The organism is Granulicella sp. L60 (assembly GCF_009765825.1).
In the GTDB taxonomy this organism is placed as follows: Bacteria; Acidobacteriota; Terriglobia; order Terriglobales; family Acidobacteriaceae; genus Edaphobacter.
On record NZ_LMUR01000018.1, the window covers coordinates 182,071 to 198,172 of the forward strand.

The 16,102-nt window shown below is 62.5% G+C and carries 17 protein-coding genes; 5 read left to right on the forward strand and 12 right to left on the reverse strand.

All coding sequences use genetic code 11. The features are described from left to right. Together GSQ82_RS11165 and GSQ82_RS11170 are read left to right on the forward strand one after the other, a co-directional pair. On the forward strand, window positions 1–563 hold a 563-nt coding region (locus GSQ82_RS11165), incomplete at its 5' end, for a UDP-3-O-(3-hydroxymyristoyl)glucosamine N-acyltransferase (protein WP_158792371.1). A 231-nt stretch (window positions 564–794) separates the two neighbouring features. Further along, a complete protein-coding gene (locus GSQ82_RS11170; RefSeq protein ID WP_158792372.1) occupies window positions 795–1,412 on the forward strand; it encodes a hypothetical protein in 618 nt (205 codons plus the stop codon). A gap of 65 nt (window positions 1,413–1,477) precedes the next feature. Here GSQ82_RS11170 and GSQ82_RS11175 read toward each other — a convergent pair whose 3' ends face one another. From GSQ82_RS11175 to GSQ82_RS11190, 4 genes are all read right to left on the reverse strand, one after another. After that, the gene (locus GSQ82_RS11175; RefSeq protein ID WP_158792373.1) at window positions 1,478–2,500 is read right to left on the reverse strand and encodes a ferritin-like domain-containing protein; all 1,023 of its coding nucleotides are present in this window, start codon (window positions 2,498–2,500) and stop codon (window positions 1,478–1,480) included. Between the two features lie 13 nt (window positions 2,501–2,513). Further along, the gene (locus tag GSQ82_RS11180) at window positions 2,514–3,467 is read right to left on the reverse strand and encodes a ferritin-like domain-containing protein (RefSeq protein WP_158792374.1); all 954 of its coding nucleotides are present in this window, start codon (window positions 3,465–3,467) and stop codon (window positions 2,514–2,516) included. Window positions 3,468–3,561: 94 nt separating this feature from the next. After that, window positions 3,562–4,299, reverse strand: a complete 738-nt coding sequence (bshB1, locus tag GSQ82_RS11185) for a bacillithiol biosynthesis deacetylase BshB1 (protein WP_158792375.1) — start codon at window positions 4,297–4,299, stop codon at window positions 3,562–3,564. Between the two features lie 100 nt (window positions 4,300–4,399). Further along, window positions 4,400–5,986: a hypothetical protein gene (locus tag GSQ82_RS11190; RefSeq protein ID WP_158792376.1), complete on the reverse strand. Its 1,587-nt coding sequence runs from the start codon at window positions 5,984–5,986 to the stop codon at window positions 4,400–4,402. Window positions 5,987–6,166: 180 nt separating this feature from the next. On the opposite strand from GSQ82_RS11190, the gene GSQ82_RS11195 reads away from it, so the two are divergent. The 3 genes from GSQ82_RS11195 to GSQ82_RS11205 are packed head-to-tail and all read left to right on the forward strand — an operon-like array spanning window position 6,167 to window position 9,016. Further along, window positions 6,167–8,092, forward strand: a complete 1,926-nt coding sequence (locus GSQ82_RS11195; RefSeq protein ID WP_158792377.1) for a bifunctional homocysteine S-methyltransferase/methylenetetrahydrofolate reductase — start codon at window positions 6,167–6,169, stop codon at window positions 8,090–8,092. A gap of 38 nt (window positions 8,093–8,130) precedes the next feature. Continuing rightward, window positions 8,131–8,379 (forward strand): exodeoxyribonuclease VII small subunit, encoded by a 249-nt coding sequence (gene xseB, locus GSQ82_RS11200; protein WP_158792378.1) that lies wholly within the window; start codon window positions 8,131–8,133, stop codon window positions 8,377–8,379. Between the two features lie 58 nt (window positions 8,380–8,437). Continuing rightward, window positions 8,438–9,016 (forward strand): serine O-acetyltransferase, encoded by a 579-nt coding sequence (locus GSQ82_RS11205; protein ID WP_158792379.1) that lies wholly within the window; start codon window positions 8,438–8,440, stop codon window positions 9,014–9,016. Window positions 9,017–9,031: 15 nt separating this feature from the next. Here the strand turns inward: GSQ82_RS11205 and GSQ82_RS11210 are convergent, their stop codons facing one another. The 8 genes from GSQ82_RS11210 to rimO all read right to left on the reverse strand — a co-directional run bounded on the left by GSQ82_RS11210 (window position 9,032) and on the right by rimO (window position 15,962). Then, complete coding sequence (locus tag GSQ82_RS11210; protein WP_158792380.1) at window positions 9,032–10,021, reverse strand: polyprenyl synthetase family protein; 990 nt, start codon at window positions 10,019–10,021, stop codon at window positions 9,032–9,034. Between the two features lie 159 nt (window positions 10,022–10,180). Beyond that, complete coding sequence (locus tag GSQ82_RS11215) at window positions 10,181–10,681, reverse strand: YajQ family cyclic di-GMP-binding protein (RefSeq protein WP_158792381.1); 501 nt, start codon at window positions 10,679–10,681, stop codon at window positions 10,181–10,183. Window positions 10,682–10,783: 102 nt separating this feature from the next. Next, window positions 10,784–11,635, reverse strand: a complete 852-nt coding sequence (locus GSQ82_RS11220) for a TatD family hydrolase (RefSeq protein ID WP_158792382.1) — start codon at window positions 11,633–11,635, stop codon at window positions 10,784–10,786. A gap of 77 nt (window positions 11,636–11,712) precedes the next feature. Next, window positions 11,713–12,234, reverse strand: a complete 522-nt coding sequence (locus GSQ82_RS11225; protein ID WP_158792383.1) for a GNAT family N-acetyltransferase — start codon at window positions 12,232–12,234, stop codon at window positions 11,713–11,715. Window positions 12,235–12,246: 12 nt separating this feature from the next. Beyond that, window positions 12,247–13,320: a gluconolaconase gene (locus tag GSQ82_RS11230; RefSeq protein WP_158792384.1), complete on the reverse strand. Its 1,074-nt coding sequence runs from the start codon at window positions 13,318–13,320 to the stop codon at window positions 12,247–12,249. Window positions 13,321–13,386: 66 nt separating this feature from the next. Further along, window positions 13,387–13,896, reverse strand: coding sequence for a phosphatidylglycerophosphatase A (locus GSQ82_RS11235; protein ID WP_158792385.1), 510 nt, complete (start codon window positions 13,894–13,896; stop codon window positions 13,387–13,389). Continuing rightward, a complete protein-coding gene (locus tag GSQ82_RS11240) occupies window positions 13,896–14,111 on the reverse strand; it encodes a DNA gyrase inhibitor YacG (RefSeq protein ID WP_158792386.1) in 216 nt (71 codons plus the stop codon). Before GSQ82_RS11240 ends, GSQ82_RS11235 begins: the two co-directional genes overlap by 1 nt. Window positions 14,112–14,174: 63 nt before the next feature. Then, window positions 14,175–15,962 (reverse strand): 30S ribosomal protein S12 methylthiotransferase RimO, encoded by a 1,788-nt coding sequence (rimO, locus tag GSQ82_RS11245; protein ID WP_371417230.1) that lies wholly within the window; start codon window positions 15,960–15,962, stop codon window positions 14,175–14,177. Window positions 15,963–16,102: the final 140 nt, after the last annotated feature.

The following is a 16,102-nucleotide window of genomic DNA, read 5'->3' on the forward strand; positions in this document are numbered from 1 at the left end:
TGGTGGGCGATGGGGTGGTGGTGGGGAGGGATTGCAATCTGCAGGCGCGGGTGACGGTTTATCCGGGGACGGTGCTGGGGGATCGGGTGGTGGTTCAGGCGGGTGCGGTGCTGGGGTCGACGGGGTTTGGGTATGCGCGGAGTGCGGAGACGGGCGAGTATCTGCTCTTTCCGCAGCAGGGGCGGCTGGTGGTGGATGACGATGTGGAGATTGGCGCGAATACGACGATCGATCGCGGGGCGTTGGGGGAAACGAGGATTGGGCGTGGGACGAAGATCGATAACCTGGTGCACATTGGGCATAACTGCGTGATTGGAAAGAGCGTGATTATTGCAGCGCAGACGGGGATTTCGGGGTCGAGCGTGGTGGAGGATGGGGCGATTTTGGGAGGGCAGGTGGGGATCGGGGAACATGCGACGGTTGGTGCGGGGGTGATTCTGGGGGGTGGAGCTGGGGTGCTGAGTGGGAAGAAGATGCGAGGGGCGGGGGAGGTGTTCTGGGGTAGGCCGGCGCGGCCTTTGAAGGAGTATCTGAAGGATTTGGCGCGGTTGAAGAAGAGGTAAAGACTTTGTCCTGCCGGACGGGCCCACTGCTCGTGGGAAGGTCACTTCGTGACTTATGTATCCCTTCGGGTGGGCCTCCCGTTGGTCGGCTTTGGATTCCGACCAGCGGGAGGAGTAGGGTGCTCGTAGCGCCACGACAAGGTATACGCGTCACGAAGTGACCTCACGCTGAGTAAGCGGCCCGTCTGGCAGGACATGCGTTGTAAGGCGTAGATTTTAAGAAGGTGCAAGATGGCGATTGTCGTGGTCGGCGGGCATACGAGGAATATCGGTAAGACGAGCGTGGTGGCCGGATTGATCGCGGCGCTGCCGGAGATGCACTGGACCGCGTTCAAGGTGACACAGTTTGGCCACGGGATGTGTTCGGCCAATGGGGAGCCGTGCGACTGCGAGACAGCGGAGCATACAGTGGCGGTGAGTGAAGAACGGGATGGGGCGACGGGGACGGACTCGGCACGCTACCTGGCGGCGGGTGCGGCGCGGTCATTCTGGGTGAGGACGCGGCAGGGTGATCTGTCTGAGGCGATGCCGAGGATTCGCAAGGAACTGGCGCGGGCGGAGAATGCGGTGATCGAGTCGAACAGCATTATGCGGTTTCTTCGGCCGGATCTTTATTTGAGTGTGCTGGACCCGGAGACGGAGGACTTCAAGGAGTCGGCGAAGTACTTTCTGGACCGCGCGGATGCGGTGCTGGTGGCGGAGGGTGAGCTGGGCAGGCCCGCATGGAAGGGGATTTCGTTGAAGCTGGTGGAGGGTACGCCGGTGCTGGCAATGCGGCCTCCGGTGTATGTGACCGATGAGGTAGTGGAATTTGTGAGGGCGAGGCTTCGGTCTGGGGTGGTTGTTTAGGGAGAGAAGAAAAAGGCCGTCGGCTGAATCGCCGGCGGCCTTTTTGTTTGCTCGTGTGAGGTTGATTAGACGATGTTGCCGTTGAGACCAGAGGGAAAGAAGACTCCCTGGTGGGTGGTGGCGGTGGGTGTCGTACCGGTGACGATGGCGAGGATCTGGGAGGTGGTGCGTCCCCAGCCCAGGGCGTGGACATCGGTGTCGGCGACGGTGGTTGCGGTGAAGCTTGCCGATGAGCCGTTGAGGGCAACCATGGTGGTGCCTACTCCGATGTCGTCGGCGGTGCTGCCGGTGAAGGTGGTGAAGGGAACGGTGATGGGATTCGTAGGATCGGGATTTGCGAGCGCAGACCGAGCCGCCGAGATCGCCTGGGTGTATGAGACGAGGGTTCCTGCGGGTAGGCCCGAGAGGCCGACTGCGTCGAGATTGTTGATGGTGGTGCGGATGAGGCCAGCGTGATAGGCCTCGACCGCGTGTATGCCGACGGCTGCGGGCAGGATGTTCTTCTTGTCGGAGATCAGGCCTGCTGCGCCGTGGTAGGCGGAGACACCTACGTCCTCGAAGATGTAGGCACCGATGAGGAAGTGAGCATCGTCCAGGAATGGGTTGAAGGTGGCACCCAGGTTCGCGGCCATGGCGAGGGTGTTGAACGAGTTGAAGAGGTCGATGTTGGGCATCGATACGGCGTTGGTGGTGAGGGCGGTCTGGAGGAAGGTGACGTGCTTGCCTTCTTCCGCTGCGGTCTCGGTGGCGTATGCCTTGACCAGCGCGTTTGAGAAGGGCACTGCTGAGAAGGTCGGGCTGAGGGTGACGGTTCCGGCGGTGCCTCCGTTGACGGCGACCGGGATCGGGGTCGGGAGTTTGTCGATGGTGACGCCGTAGACGGCAAGGTTGTAGAACTGGGCTTCGAGGTACTCGAGGTTGAGGGCAAAGTTCAGGATGTCGAAGTCGGTGATGGCGGACTGCGCCTGAGCCTTTTTAGAGGCGGCACCAAAGAAGGAAGCGGCTAGAGCTGCGCCTCCGAGGGTGAGCATCTTCCGGCGGGTATTTACGATTGTTTCGTCGAGCAGTTGAGTTTCTAGAGTTGCCATGATGTCTCCGTCCTTAGGAAGCCGTTACTGTGATGTTGCCGTTCATGCCATTGGGAAAGAAGCCGCCTTTTGCGACGCCCGCTGTGCCACCGGTGCCGTAGACGATATGCAGCACCTGGTCGGTGGTGCGGGAGAATCCGACGGCGTTGGATGCGTTGGCGGCGACGATGCTCATGCTGCTGAGCGCGGTTTCATTTCCTCCGCCGAGGGTGGCGCGGAGTGCGGAGACCTGGTTGGCAATCGTGGTATAGGTCATGCTGCTTGCGGCGGCGTCGGCTGCGACGATCAGGGCGCGGATGCTTGCGGCATGGTAGGCTTCGGTGGCCTGAAGGCCAGCCCCTGCGGAGAGGATGTTCGTGTTCGTGATCAGAGGAGCAGCACCGGCGTATGCGGTGACTCCTACGTCCTCGAAGATAAATCCACCGATGAGGAAGGCGGCAGCGCTGGTGAAGGGATTGAAGGGGCTGGGGTTGGTGATTCCAGCGGCGGTGGCCAGAGGACCGAAGAAGCTGAAGTCGAGCGCAGGGCGCGGAACCGGGGTTCCACTGTTACTGGTGATGGCTGCCTGAAGGAAGCGGACGTGGTCGAGCTCGGTCTGGGCAAGCTCGTTGGCGAACTCGCTGAGCAGCGCGTTGGGCGCGCCCCAGGGAACTGCCGCGGGGGTGTAGCCGGTGGGGAAGATGGTGGTGCCAGCGCCGGTGAGCGCGTCGGCCGAGGAGAGACCGGATCCAGTGGCGGCATAAAGGTAGAACTCGGCCTCGAGATACTCGAGATTGAGGGCGAAGTTCAGAATGTCGTTGTCGGGGATGTCGAGTGGCGCGGGGGTGGGAGTGGGTGTAGGGGTGGGGGCGGTAGTGCCGTTGTTGCAACCTACGACCAGTGCGGCCGCAGCAGCCGTCCCGGCTCCAGCCATGAACTTCCGGCGGGATAGGGCCTTGTCTATAAGATCATTCAGTCTTTTTTCCACGATATGCCTCTCCTCAGTGCACATAACTGGCTGCACCATCACTTCGATGACGAGGGTAGACGGCAACTGGATTGGAGTCAGCTAAATATTTTCGTCAGATTGACTGGACAGGAAGAACCATGATGTCGTCAACAAGACCGACCTCTTTTTGAACAAAAGGTTCGGCGTAGCGGACCCCGGCCAGGAGACCGTAGTGGCGGGCGGAGGCAAGGGTGCGCTCGCGGATCTCGTCTTCGGGGACGAAGAGGCCTGTGCCCTGGGTTTGGGCGCCGTACTGCGACCGGTAGGCGAGAAGGGACTGGAGGCGCTGCTCGGCGTAGGGGGTGATGTCGACGACGAAGGTGGGGCGAACGTCGGCGTAGAGGCTGGCGTAGAGGATCTTGTAGGGACGGTGGGGCGGGTTGGGCTCGCCGGGGGTGACGACCTTGGCGAGGCCGCTGACGAAACAGGCCTCGTAGCCGAGGGTGGCGGAGGTGTAGTGGTCAGGATGGCGTCCCTGCCAGTAGGGGAGGATGACCACGCGCGGGCGCAGGCGACGTAAGACAGCGGCGAGCTTGAGGCGGTTGGGGAGGGTGTTTTCTACGTTGCCGTCGGGGAGGTCGAGCGCCTCGCGGTGGGCGACGTTGAGGATGCGGGCTGCGGCTGTGGCTTCGGCTTCGCGGTCGGCGGCGGTGCCACGAGTGCCGGACTCGCCCTGGGTGAGATCGAGGATGCCGGTGCGCCATCCGCGTGCGTGCATGGCCAGGAGGGTGCCGCCGCAGGTCTGCTCGACGTCGTCACGGTGCGCGGCGATGGCGAGGATATCGATCGCAGTGCTGGGGGCGTTGGGCATAGGCAGGGCTTGGAACGTGTGGCTTAGGCGAAACAGGCGATGCAGGAACAGCCTGGAGTGGAGATGAACTCCGTTCCGACTCCAGGCTTGCTGTCCTCTGTTAGTCTGCGGCGTCGGTGATGGCGTCGAGATAGGCGACGTCGAGAGCTGTTCCCTGAACGGTGATGTTCTTGTTATTGATCTCGGAGCCGTCTGCGGTGTTGAAGGCGTGAACCTGCCCACCGTAGGCAGTGTAGACCTTGTGCAGGCCTTCGACCCAGCAGAGGCCGGTGAGGTCGCCGTAGTAATACTGGTTCTGATTGGTGTTGGGGAAGGGCACGACGACGGGTGCGGAGGTGCTCTGCGTGACGGCCGGAACGATGGAGACACTGAGTCCGGCGGAGCCCGAGGGCAGAGTGACGCGGGTGAGGCAGTTGTAGTTGGCGGCCTGGTCGGTGTTCTGGCCGGCTGCGACCTCTTGCGCTGCGAGTTTGGCGCGTTCGCCGGTGGCGCAGAGCTGTGAGCCGATCCAGAGGGTGTTGTCGTCGCCGAAGAGCATCTTGGTGTGGGTGCCGTCGGAGATGGAGACCTGCGCGGTGACCGCGGTGGATGGGCTGGTGAGAGCGGTGGCCAGGTTGATGGTGGAGAGGTTACCGGCGAAGAGGCCGTCCGTCTGCTGCTGCTGGCCCGAGACGTAGAGCGTGGTGCCATCGGATAGCGCATCGGTGACGCCGCCCGCAACCGGGACCTGGACGACGAAGGCGCTGGCGTCGGGAACCGAGGTTGGAATCTTGTTGTACTCCAGGACGCCCTGCTGGAGGAAGGTCACGCTGGAGGTCTTGCCGCCGCACTCTGCGCCGCAGTTGAGCACGTAGGCGTAGTTGCCGTCGAGCGAGAAGTAAGCGCCCTGCGGCCGGTCGAACGCGTTGGCTGCGGTGCCGGGGTTGACGGGGACGACGCAGTAGACGGGGTTGTTGAACGGCTGACAGTCGACGGCTCCAATGGCGGCGATGGCGGCCGTGGAAGTGGGGTAGGAGGTCCCGGAGGTGGAACCCGTGTTGAGGTTCAGCTTGACGACGCGGTAGACGGTGTTGGAGTTGCGCACCATGGCGAGCACGACGGTGTCTCCCGGATTGACGGAGACGGAGTAGACGTTCGGCAGGTTGAGTGGGTAGACGCCGCCGGTGGTGTTGTCGGCGATGACAAGCTGGCCTGTGCTCTCTTCGGCGGAGTAGAGATGGGCAAAGGTGGGAGGAATGGCGAGCGAGGTGGAGAGGGCGGGAAACTTGGTTGCTGCGCCGCTGACCGTCTCCTTACCGTAGTTGATGATCTGGATGTCGCCCAGGGCCGCGGAGTAGACGTAGCCGGTGATCTCGGCCGGAAAGTTCAGGATGAGATTGGGATAGGCAGAGGAGTAGCCGCTGATGGAGAACGAGGGCTTGGTGTTCTCGATGTTGTTGCGGAGGTCGCGGAGCGCGTCGAGGATCTGGAGGCTGCCGCTGCTGGTTCCGTTGACCGTGACTCCGACCATGACGCGATTTGCGAGAAGGCTAGGCGGAACTGGCCGGTTTGCAAAGGGATTCGTGGGGAACTTATAGGCGAGGAAGTCGTCGCTGTGGCACGAGGTGAGAGCTGCGGTCGCACAAGCGATCAGGAGGCCGCAAAAGATCTGGGCACGGAGAGACTTCGTGAAAACACTTCGATTCATCAACTTTAACTGACTCCAACCTGAACGATGCGGTATGGTTCTGCGGCCACGGCTATCTGCCGAGTATAACAAAGGACGCATGCCACAAGGCTTTGGTAGCAGACGGATATAGGCGTAGATTGCTAAGTTGGTGAGGCTCCGGGCGGTGGCTTAGGATGGTAGGAGCAGGCGGAGACGATCATGGCAGAAGGTTTTGACGGCACTGAAGAGTGTTCCGTCGGCGGGTATGAAGTTGTAGACAGGCTGTTTGAGGGGAATACGGTACTTTGCGACGGCGCGATGGGCACGATGCTCTACGCGCGCGGGGTGTTCATCAACCGCTGCTACGACGAGCTGAACCTGTCGCAGCCGGAGCTGGTGCGGGAGATCCATGCGGAGTATCTGCAGGCGGGTGCGGAGGTCATCGAGACCAATACGTTCGGCGGGAACCGGTTTCGGCTGGAGATGCACGGTCTTCAGGATAAAGTCCGCGAGATCAATCTTGCGGGGGTGAAGCTGGCGCGGGAGAGTGTGAACCAGATCCGCGAGAAGCAGGCCAGCGAGGCGTTTGTCGCGGGTGCGATTGGGCCGCTTGGAGTGAGGCTGGAGCCGCTGGGCAAGGTAGGGCTGGAGGACGCGCGGGAGGCGTTCGCGGAGCAGATTCGAGCGCTGACGGAGGGTGGGCCGGGCGTGGGGGTGGACCTGCTGATCGTCGAGACGATGACCTCGCTGGCGGAGGCGGAGCAGGCGATTCTGGCGGCGCAGGCGGAGGCTCCGGGGGTTCGCGTGGTGGTGATGATGACCGTCGATGAGGATGGGAACTGCCTTGACGGTTCCCCAGCGGAGACGGCTGCGGTGAAGCTGACGGAGTGGGGCGCGAATGCGGTGGGCTGCAACTGCAGCTCGGGACCGGCGACTGTGCTGAGCGTGATTGAACGGATGCGTCCGGTGACGACGCTGCCGCTGGCGGCCATGCCGAATGCGGGTATTCCGCGCGCGGTGGAAGGGCGGACGATCTATCTGACGTCGCCGGAGTATATGGCCAGTTTTACGCGGAAGCTGGTGAAGGCGGGCGCGAGCATCGTGGGAGGATGCTGCGGAACGACGCCGAGTTATACGCGGGCGATGAAGAGTTCGCTGCGTTCGCTGGAGGCGATGGACGGCGGCGCGCAGGCGATGGAGCGCGCGGGTTCGAACAGGAGCGCGACGGCTGAGTTGAGTAAGGTTGAGCCGCCGGCGTTGAAGGATCGCTCGAAGATCGGCGGCATGATCGCGGCGGGTGAGTTCGTGACGATGGTGGAGATCGTTCCGCCGAAGGGGATCGACTGCAGCAAGGAACTGGATGGTGCGGCTCTGCTGCATCGGCTGGGCGTGGATGCGATCAACGTGCCGGACTCTCCGCGAGCCAGCGCCAGGATGAGTGCGCAGAGCCTGTGTGTGCAGATTCAGCAGCACGTCGGAATCGAGACGATTCTGCACTACACCTGCCGGGATAGAAATGTGTTGAGCATCCAGAGCGATCTGCTGGGAGCTTCGTCGATTGGGCTGAAGAATATTCTTTGCCTGACGGGAGATCCGCCGAAGCTGGGGAACTATCCGAACGCGACGGCAGTGTTCGACGTGGACGCGATTGGGCTGGTGAATGTGGTCCACAATCTGAACTATGGATTGGATATCGGCAAGAACTCCATCGGCGGATCGACCGGGTTCACCATCTCGGTGGCGGCGAATCCGGGCGTGCCGGACATTGAGCAGGAGGTGCGGCGGTTCGCGTATAAAGTGGAGGCGGGCGCGGAGTTCGCGATAACGCAGCCGGTCTTCGACCTGCGCGTGCTGCGGGAGTTTCTGCGCAGGATCGAAGGTTTCCGCATCCCGGTGATCGCGGGGATATGGCCGTTGACCAGCCTGCGGAATGCGGAGTTCATGAAGAACGATCTGCGGGTGAGTATGCCCGATGAGATCATGGCGCGGATGGCGGCGGCGACATCGCCCGAGGCTGCGCGGGCTGTCGGCGTGACGATTGCCCGGGAGATGCTGGCGGAGGCGAGGCCGATGGTGCAGGGTGTGCAGGTAAGCGCACCGTTTGGCAAGTATGCGGTTGCGGCCGAGGTGCTGGGGCTGGCTTAGGCTGGCGCGGCGAGGTGGTTGCAGGGAGGGGAGAGGGTATGGCGAGCTTTGAGGAGCGGTTGACGGCTCTGGAGTCAGTGGTGGAGCGGCTGGAGCGGGGAGAGCTTTCGCTTGACGATTCGGTGCGGCTGTTTGAAGAGGGCGTGAAGCTGTCGGAGGCGTGCAAGAAGGAGCTGGAGACGGCGGAGGGCAGGATTCAGGTGCTGGTGGAGCGTGGGCGCGGCCAGATGGGTGTGGCTGAGCTGGATGTCGACGAGGACGCAGAGGCGGAAGAGGACGAGGAGTAGGCGTTGCGTCGTATCAGGATTGATCTGAGCGTGGGAGGCTGGCGAGTTGGAGTCTGGGTTGTGGCAGATCGTGCGGGCGGATCTCTACCGATACAAAGGTAAGGCGGATCTGCGTTCGTTTCTCTCCGCGTATGTGCATGATCCGGGTTTTCGGTTTACCTACTACCTTCGCAAGGTTGCGTTCTATGGTCAGAGGAAGAGGTCGATTGGGATCTTCGGATATATCTACAATCGAATTCTTTTGAATCACTATCGATTCAGGTATGGGTTTGATATATCGCCGACGATGAGCCTGGGGCGGGGATTTTATCTGGGGCACTTTGGGGGCGTTGTGATCAGCCCCTTCGCGGTGTTGGGGAACAATGTGAATGTGGCGCAGGGGGTGACGATCGGTGCGGCTAGCAGGGGGTCGCGTGTGGGGGCGCCGACGCTTGAAGATCGCGTGTGGGTTGGAGCGAACGCGATTATCGTGGGTAAGGTGACGATTGGGCAGGAGGCGCTGATTGCGCCCGGGGCCTATGTGAACTTCGATGTGCCGGCGAATGCGGTGGTGCTGGGGAATCCGGGCAAGGTGGTGGCGGAGACGGGTTCGGCGGGATATGTGAACAGGGTGATGGAGGACGAGAGAGCGGGCTGAATGCTTTCGCTCGGCCTAGCGGTCGCGGGTGGTGACGAAGCCGGGAACCCAGAGCAGGGCGCGCTTGGCGTCGGAGTCGGGCAGGTCGGCGATGGTGAGTCGGGCGGCCTCGGCGTAGGCGCAGGCTGTGTCCATGGCGTAGTCGATGGAGCCGTGGCGGTGGAGGATCTCGAGGATCTCCGGGTGCGAGACGCGGGCGAAGCTGCGGTCGGCCAGAACAGTGCGAATGGCCTCGCGGTCGGCTCCGGTTCCGCGCTCCAAGGCATGGATTACGGCTAGCGTGGCCTTGCCCTCGCGCAGATCGCTGGCGACCGGCTTGCCGAGAATGTCTTCTGCCGCGGTGAGGTCCAGGACGTCGTCGACGATCTGGAACGCGAGGCCGAGGTTGCGACCGTACTCGCCGAGCTGGGATTCCATCTCTTCCCCGGCGTGGGTGATTGCGGCTCCAAGCTGCATGGAGACCTTGAACAGGCAGGCGGTCTTGCGGAAGATGAGGTCGAAGTACTCCTCTTCGTTGATGAGGTGGCCGAGCTTCTGGATCTGCAATAGCTCGCCTTCGACCATCTGCTGTGTGAGCGAGATCAACAGTTCGAGGACGCGGAAGTTGCGTTCTTCGAGAGCCGTGGAGAAGGACTGCATGTAGAGCCAGTCGCCGGCCAGGACGCACTTGGCGTTGCCCCAGGTGGTGTTGGAGGAGGGCCGTCCGCGGCGGGTGTCGGCTTCGTCGATGATGTCGTCGTGTACGAGGGTGGCGGTGTGGAGCATCTCGACGACTGCGCCAAGGCGGATGCGGCTCTCGCTGGTGCAGCCCAGCGCCTTGGCTGAGAGCAGAAGCAGAAGAGGCCGGATGCGTTTGCCGCCACCGGCGATCAGGTAGCGCGCGATGTCGGTGATGACCTCGACCTTCGAGTCCGATTGGCGGGAGAAGTCCTGCTCGATGGCGGCCAGGTCGTCACGGAGAAGGTCGAAGACCTCGGCTGCGGTCGCGATGGAGAGCGTGCTCACTTATAAATCAGAGTATCAGGATGTGGATTCGGCTTCAGGTTCATCTCGAAAAAATGGAACATCTTGAAAAAATGATAGGGAATGTTGATTGGGGCAAGGAAACGGCTGGCAGGGTGGCGAAGTTCCGACCCCTGCCGTGCCTTTGCCGTGGAAGTTGTGCTAGCTCGACCGGAAGTTGGTGAACTGAAGCTCGACGCCGATGTCCTTGCCACGAAGCAGCGCCATGACCTCCTGCAGGACGTCGCGGTCTTTGCTTACCACGCGGACGGTGTCGCCCTGGATGCTGGCCTGCGCCTTCTTCTTCGAGTCCTTGATCGCGGCAACGATGATCTTCGCCTTCTCCGACGGGATGCCCTGGACCAGCTTGATCTTCTGCCGGACGCTGGAGTTGGATGCGGGCTCGATCTTCTCGAACTCGAGGTTCTTGAGCGAGACGCCGCGCTTTACTAGCTTCTGCGAAAGAATCTCGATGACCGCCTTGAGGGTGTAATCGTCCTGGCTGGCGAGCTGGATGGTCTCGGTGCCTTCGAGTTCAATCTTGGACTTCGAACTCTTCAGGTCGAAGCGCGCGTTGACCTCTTTGGTCGCCTGATCGATGGCGTTCTTTACTTCCTGGAGTTCCACTTTGCTGACTACATCGAAGCTGTTATCGGATGCCATATGTTTTTCCTTGTACCTGTCGTTGTCTATTATGTCAGGCGGCCGCGTCGTATGTAAGGTCAATGATTTGTGGGGCGAGGATCTGTGGGGCCGATGATCGGATCAACGCGCTGCGGGAAAGAGATTCCTGAAGTTTGCCGTTGTCAGGGCAGCGAGCTCTTCCGGTGAGATGCCGCGAAGGGTCGCCAGGGCTGCTGCGGTGTAGGCCACAAGTGCGGGCTCGTTGCGTTGTCCGCGATGGGGGATGGGCGCGAGGAACGGGCAGTCGGTCTCGATGAGGATGCGGTCGGAGGGTGCGGCGACGGCGGCGTCGCGGATGCTTTGGGCTTTCGGGTAGGTCAGATTGCCCGCGAAGGAGAGATGAAAGCCCGCGGCGACCGATCGTTGCGCCTGCTCCACGCTGCCGGAGAAGCAGTGCATGATGCCGCCGAGGTGGTGAGGCGTCCAGTGTTCTTGAATGAGCGCGAGAAGGTCCTCCCACGCGTCGGCGGTGCCGTACTTTTCCTTGGCCTGCGGCGTTGCCAACTCGCTGGTGCGGCAGTGAATCAGGATGGGCTTGCGCGCGGCGGCGGCGACCTTCATTTGAGCGACGAACGCTTGCTGCTGCGTGGGGATGTCAGGATTTTCGAGATGGTAGTAGTCGAGGCCGATCTCGCCGATGGCGATGCACTTTGGGTCGGACGCAAGAACAGCGAGCCTGTCCAGCGCTTCGGGAGAGGCGTTGTGCGCTTGTTCCGGGTGAATGCCTGCACTGGCGAAGATTCGCGGCAGATCGGAGCCGCTGGAGCTGTTGGCGATATCGAGCGCGAGGTGCATCTGCGATGGGCCTTCGCCGATGCCGATGGCAAGCACAGTTTCTACTCCGGCGGCGTATGCGCGGCGAAGCACCTCTGTGCGTTCGGTTGAGGTTTCGGTATAAAAGTCCAGGTGGGCGTGGGAGTCGATCAGAGGCATAAGGGTTCACTCTAAGGGTACAGGGAAAGGCGTTTGGCACGCATTGAACCGCGAGCGAAGACAACGGCGGTTGCAGGCTATGGAGTCGGTTTGGACATCTCGTATTCGATGAGGGCGGGGTCGTTGGGATAAGGCTCGGTGTTTCCTGTCATCGAGAATCCAAGGCGTGTGTAGAAGGCGATTGCCGGGTGGTTGCTGCTGGTGACTGTGAGTAGAAGAGTGTGGGCTCCGCGGTGAGTCGCCCATCGTTCGATGGCGTCGATGAGTATCTTGCCGACGCCTGATTGCCGGTGATCGGGTGCGACCCACATGGAGATCAGATGGGCCTTCTGCGGGTTCTGCTCATTCAGGTAGGACGCGGCGATACCGCAGTAAGCGTCTGCCCGCTCCTCTTCATTTTGCTCTTCATCGAATGCAAGATAGCCTGTGGATCTGTCGTTGCTCCAGTTTGCAGAGCGTTCAATCCACGCGTCGTCTGTGAGTTGCGACTCTTTGGAGTAGGTGCTTCCAAAGGCGCTGGGTGTATCTTGCAAAGCTCGAAGCCGAACTGCTTTGAAGATGAGTGCGCGGTCGGGTGTGATGGGTTTGAGGACGATCATGCGATGGGACTGTTAGAAGAGCTTACGGCCTTCGATGTCCAGCGCGACGTGATACAGCGCGCTGCGGGTGGCAAGGGCGGCGCAGCCGTCTTCCAGAAAGGCGAGGCCGACGAGGTCGTTGCCGGAGACGGCGAGCGTGGCCTGGTGATGGCGGTCGATGCGGACGATGCCGCGCTGGCCGTGGAGACTGGCAGCAACGTAGAGATTGTCGTCGACGTCGAAGGCCATCCCCTGAGCGCGGCCCAGGCCACGGAAGAAGACGGTGGTGTTGCCGTCGCGGTCGATGGCGTGGATGGACTGGCTGGAGGAGGTGGTGGGACCGGTGACGAAGAGGATGCCTGCGTCGTTGAAGGCGAGGTGATAGGCGGCGATGCTGGGTTCGAGCGTGGCGTAGACGAAGATCTCTCCGCTGATGCCTGGAGCTTCACCCTGCGCGATCTTGAAGATGGTGCCGGAGCGGTCGCCGACGTAGAGGTTGCCGTCGCGGTCGAAGGCGATGCCGGTAGCGATGCCCATGCCCTCGGCGTAGGTGGAGACTGCGCCCTCCGGAGAGATACGGTAGACCGTACCCTCGGCGCGGGAGCTGGCGTAGAGATAGCCGTCGGGGGCGAAGGAGAGGCCAGTGGCGTTGAGGAGTTCGCGAACGAAGGGGCGGATCTGAAAGTCGCGCTGGATCTGGAAGATGGAGACGGGGACGGCCTGGCCGCGGGAGCCGGAGACGGTGGCGTAGACGTTGCCGTCGGCGTCGACTGCGGGGTTGGAGACGGGGTGGAGATTTTCTGCCATGGGGACTGCGACGCGAAGAGGGAGCGGATTGCTGTCGGCTCCGTTGCGATGCAGGATGAGGTCGCCGGAGATGGTGCCTTCAGGAACGCGGATGGTGGCGCGGGTGGGTCGGGTGAGGATGATGGGTGCGGAGATGTCGCCGATGGAGGCGCGGGGGATGCGGTCGCCGTGGGGCTCCAGGTGCGAGCCGTGGACGTCTACCTCGCCGCCGGGCATGGAGGCAGCGGGAGTGATCCGGTCGAGATGTGGGACGGGGGAGTCTGGCTTTTCGGTGGTGAGCAGAGAGCGAAGGGAGGTCATAGCTGGGTTTAGCGTAGCCGGGCACGGAGGTGAGCGCAACTGAGGAGGTCGAATCGCTGCGTGAGGCTAGAAGACGAGGTGGATGAGTTGGGCGGCAGCGAGGGCGAAGATGCCGGCGGCCACGTCGTCGAGCATGATGCCGGTGCCGCCGTGGAGGCGCTCGAGCTGGCGGATGGGTGGGGGCTTGAGGATGTCGAAGATACGGAAGAGGAGAAGCGAGATGCCGGCGTGCGGCCAGTCGATGGGGATGGCGATGAGGGCGATGAGCTGGCCGGCGACTTCGTCGATGACGACGTGGCCGGGGTCTTCGAGGCCGGACTCGTTGGCGACGATGGTGGCGGCGGGGATGCCGATGAGGGTGACCAGGACGGCTGCGATGGCGGTGCCGATGGCGAGCGCGGCGGGCGCCGGGTGAAGGAGGTGAGCTGCGGCGTACCAGAGCAGGACCGCGGAGACGCTGCCGTAGGTTCCGGGACCGGGCTTCAGCAGGCCTGCTCCGAAGAAGGTTCCGACGGCCCAGGCCCAGAGGGTCTTCTTCTCGGAAGGTGCGTGGAGCTGGATGTTGGAGTTGGCCACTAGTTTACGTCGTCGTCGTTCTGACGATTGTGTTTGTTGGAGCGGGCGAGTTCTTCCAGCAGATCAGGATCCTGAATGGGCGAGGAGATCTTGTAGTCTCCGCTGGCCCACTTGCCGAGATCGAGGAGGCGGCAGCGGTCGGTGCAGAAGGGGAAGTACTCGTCGGTGGCGAGAACGACTTTGCGGCATGTGGGGCAGAAGAGAGCTTTGGACATGGCAGTATCGATTGTAAATTTTTACGCGATGAACTTGTAGTCTTCACCGCGAAGAGTTGACGGCTACTCGAGGATGCGGGCGACGACGTCGTAGTCGTGGGACTCGGTGATCTCGGCGCGGTAGAAGGTACCGGGGACGAGGGTTTCGTGGGGGCCGAAGTCGTTGATGAAGACCTTGCCGTCGATCTCGGGTGCGTGGAGCGAGGTGCGACCCTCCCAGAGAAGCTCGGTCTCTTCGGACTCGCCTTCGACGAGGAGGTCGATCTCGCGGCCTACCCACTCGGCTTTGGATTTGGTGCTGATCTTCTGCTGGAGCTTCATCAGCTTGCGGCGGCGGGCCTGGATGGTGCGGTTGGGCACCTTGGTGTCATCGGCGAGGTTGAAGGCGGCTGCGCCCTCTTCGTCGGAGTAGGTGAAGACGCCGAGCCAGTCGATCTTTGCGGCGGTGATGAAGGCTTCAAGTTCCTTGTAGTCGGCCTCGGTCTCGCCGGGGAAGCCGACGATGAAGGACGTGCGGATGACGATGCCGGGGACGATGCGGCGGGCCTTGGTGATGAGGTCGAGGAAGATCTGGGCGTTGCCGCCGCGCTTCATCGTTTTCAGGACACTGGTGCTGGCGTGCTGGAGGGGAACGTCGAGGTATTTGGAGATGGTGTCGTGCTTCGCCATCGTCTCGAGCAGGCGCGTGGTGACCTTGTTCGGGTAGGTATAGAGGAAGCGCAGCCAGCGAAGGCCGGGAAGTACCGCGAGGGCGTCGAGGAGCGTGGCGAGGCCGTCGGTGAAGCCGAGGTCTTCGCCGTAGCAGGTGGTGTCCTGGCCGATGAGGGTGATCTCGCGGACGCCCTGCTTGATGAGGTTTTCGGCCTCGGCGATGATCGACGACATGCGGCGGGAGCGGAACTTGCCGCGTAGCTGAGGGATGATGCAGAAGCTGCAGGGATGGTCGCAGCCTTCGGCGATTTTGATGTAGGCCGAAGCGCGAGGGGTGGTGAGGATGCGCGGGGTGGCGTCGTTGTAGAGGTACTCGGGCAGGGCGGCGGTGGCTCCGTCCCAGGACTCGCGGGAGAAGCGGCCCTGCTGCTGGCGGAGGTCACCTTCGGGGCGGGAGGTGTTGCCGGGGTCGATGCCAATTGGCAGGTGGGCGATGTGTTCGCCGCTATGGTTCAGGGGCTCGTCGCCGTGGGTGGTGCCGGTCTCGGCGAGGGACTGGACGATGCGGAGCTGCGGGGCGATCTCGCGGTCGTGCTCCGGGTCGGCGAGCGGGCGGGAGTGCTGGCTGACGGCGCTTTGGGCGCGGCCTATGAGCTGTTGTGCGCTGTCCGATTCGAGCTGGGCGACTTCGCCGTCGGTCTGGGCCATGCCGATGGGGTGGGTGTGGATGGTGGCTTCGGGCGTGCCCTGCGGGAGGATGTTGAAGGGCGAGTCGTTGTGCGCGTGGCCGCTGGGGGTGAGGCCGGCGGCGGCGAGGATGGCTTCGAGTTCGCCCGTGCCTACGACTGCGTCCACTTCCGGGATGTTCTTCTGGATCTCGTCGCGGTAGCGTTCGACGAGGCAGCCGGCGACGACGATGCGCTGGGCCTTTCCGCCGAACTGCTGCTTGTGCTGGACCATCTCGAGGATGGTGTTGACGGACTCCTGCTTGGCCGAGTCGATGAAGCTGCAGGTGTTGATGACGATGATCTCGGCGTCTTCGGCACGGGGGGTCAGCTCGGCTCCGCCGTGGTGGAGAAGTCCCATCATGACCTCTGAGTCGACGAGGTTTTTGGGGCAGCCGAGGGAGACGAAGCCTATCTTGGGCCTGGGCCTGGCGTGCTGGGACGCGGGGGCTTCGGGCACACCGATAGTGTCGATTGTCGCAGGGGGAGTCACAGAGTTCCATTCTACCAAGTTTGACCCTCCGGTGCGGTCTGGCCGCGGCTGGTTATGTGGGTTGATGTGGTTGGAGTCGGACACTCCCCACCCCGTAGTTTTTCTGTCAAAGTCTTCATTCT

Excerpts from the sequence above, each read along its gene's own strand:
- GSQ82_RS11230 (WP_158792384.1), bottom strand. The coding sequence starts at position 13,320 with ATGACCTCCCTTCGCTCTCTGCTCACCACCGAAAAGCCAGACTCCCCC.
- GSQ82_RS11220 (WP_158792382.1), bottom strand. The coding sequence starts at position 11,635 with ATGCCTCTGATCGACTCCCACGCCCACCTGGACTTTTATACCGAAACC.
- GSQ82_RS11240 (WP_158792386.1), bottom strand. The coding sequence starts at position 14,111 with ATGTCCAAAGCTCTCTTCTGCCCCACATGCCGCAAAGTCGTTCTCGCC.
- GSQ82_RS11215 (WP_158792381.1), bottom strand. The coding sequence starts at position 10,681 with ATGGCATCCGATAACAGCTTCGATGTAGTCAGCAAAGTGGAACTCCAG.
- bshB1 (WP_158792375.1), bottom strand. The coding sequence starts at position 4,299 with ATGCCCAACGCCCCCAGCACTGCGATCGATATCCTCGCCATCGCCGCG.
- GSQ82_RS11170 (WP_158792372.1), top strand. The coding sequence starts at position 795 with ATGGCGATTGTCGTGGTCGGCGGGCATACGAGGAATATCGGTAAGACG.
- GSQ82_RS11225 (WP_158792383.1), bottom strand. The coding sequence starts at position 12,234 with ATGATCGTCCTCAAACCCATCACACCCGACCGCGCACTCATCTTCAAA.
- GSQ82_RS11175 (WP_158792373.1), bottom strand. The coding sequence starts at position 2,500 with ATGGCAACTCTAGAAACTCAACTGCTCGACGAAACAATCGTAAATACC.
- GSQ82_RS11190 (WP_158792376.1), bottom strand. The coding sequence starts at position 5,986 with ATGAATCGAAGTGTTTTCACGAAGTCTCTCCGTGCCCAGATCTTTTGC.
- xseB (WP_158792378.1), top strand. The coding sequence starts at position 8,131 with ATGGCGAGCTTTGAGGAGCGGTTGACGGCTCTGGAGTCAGTGGTGGAG.
- GSQ82_RS11195 (WP_158792377.1), top strand. The coding sequence starts at position 6,167 with ATGGCAGAAGGTTTTGACGGCACTGAAGAGTGTTCCGTCGGCGGGTAT.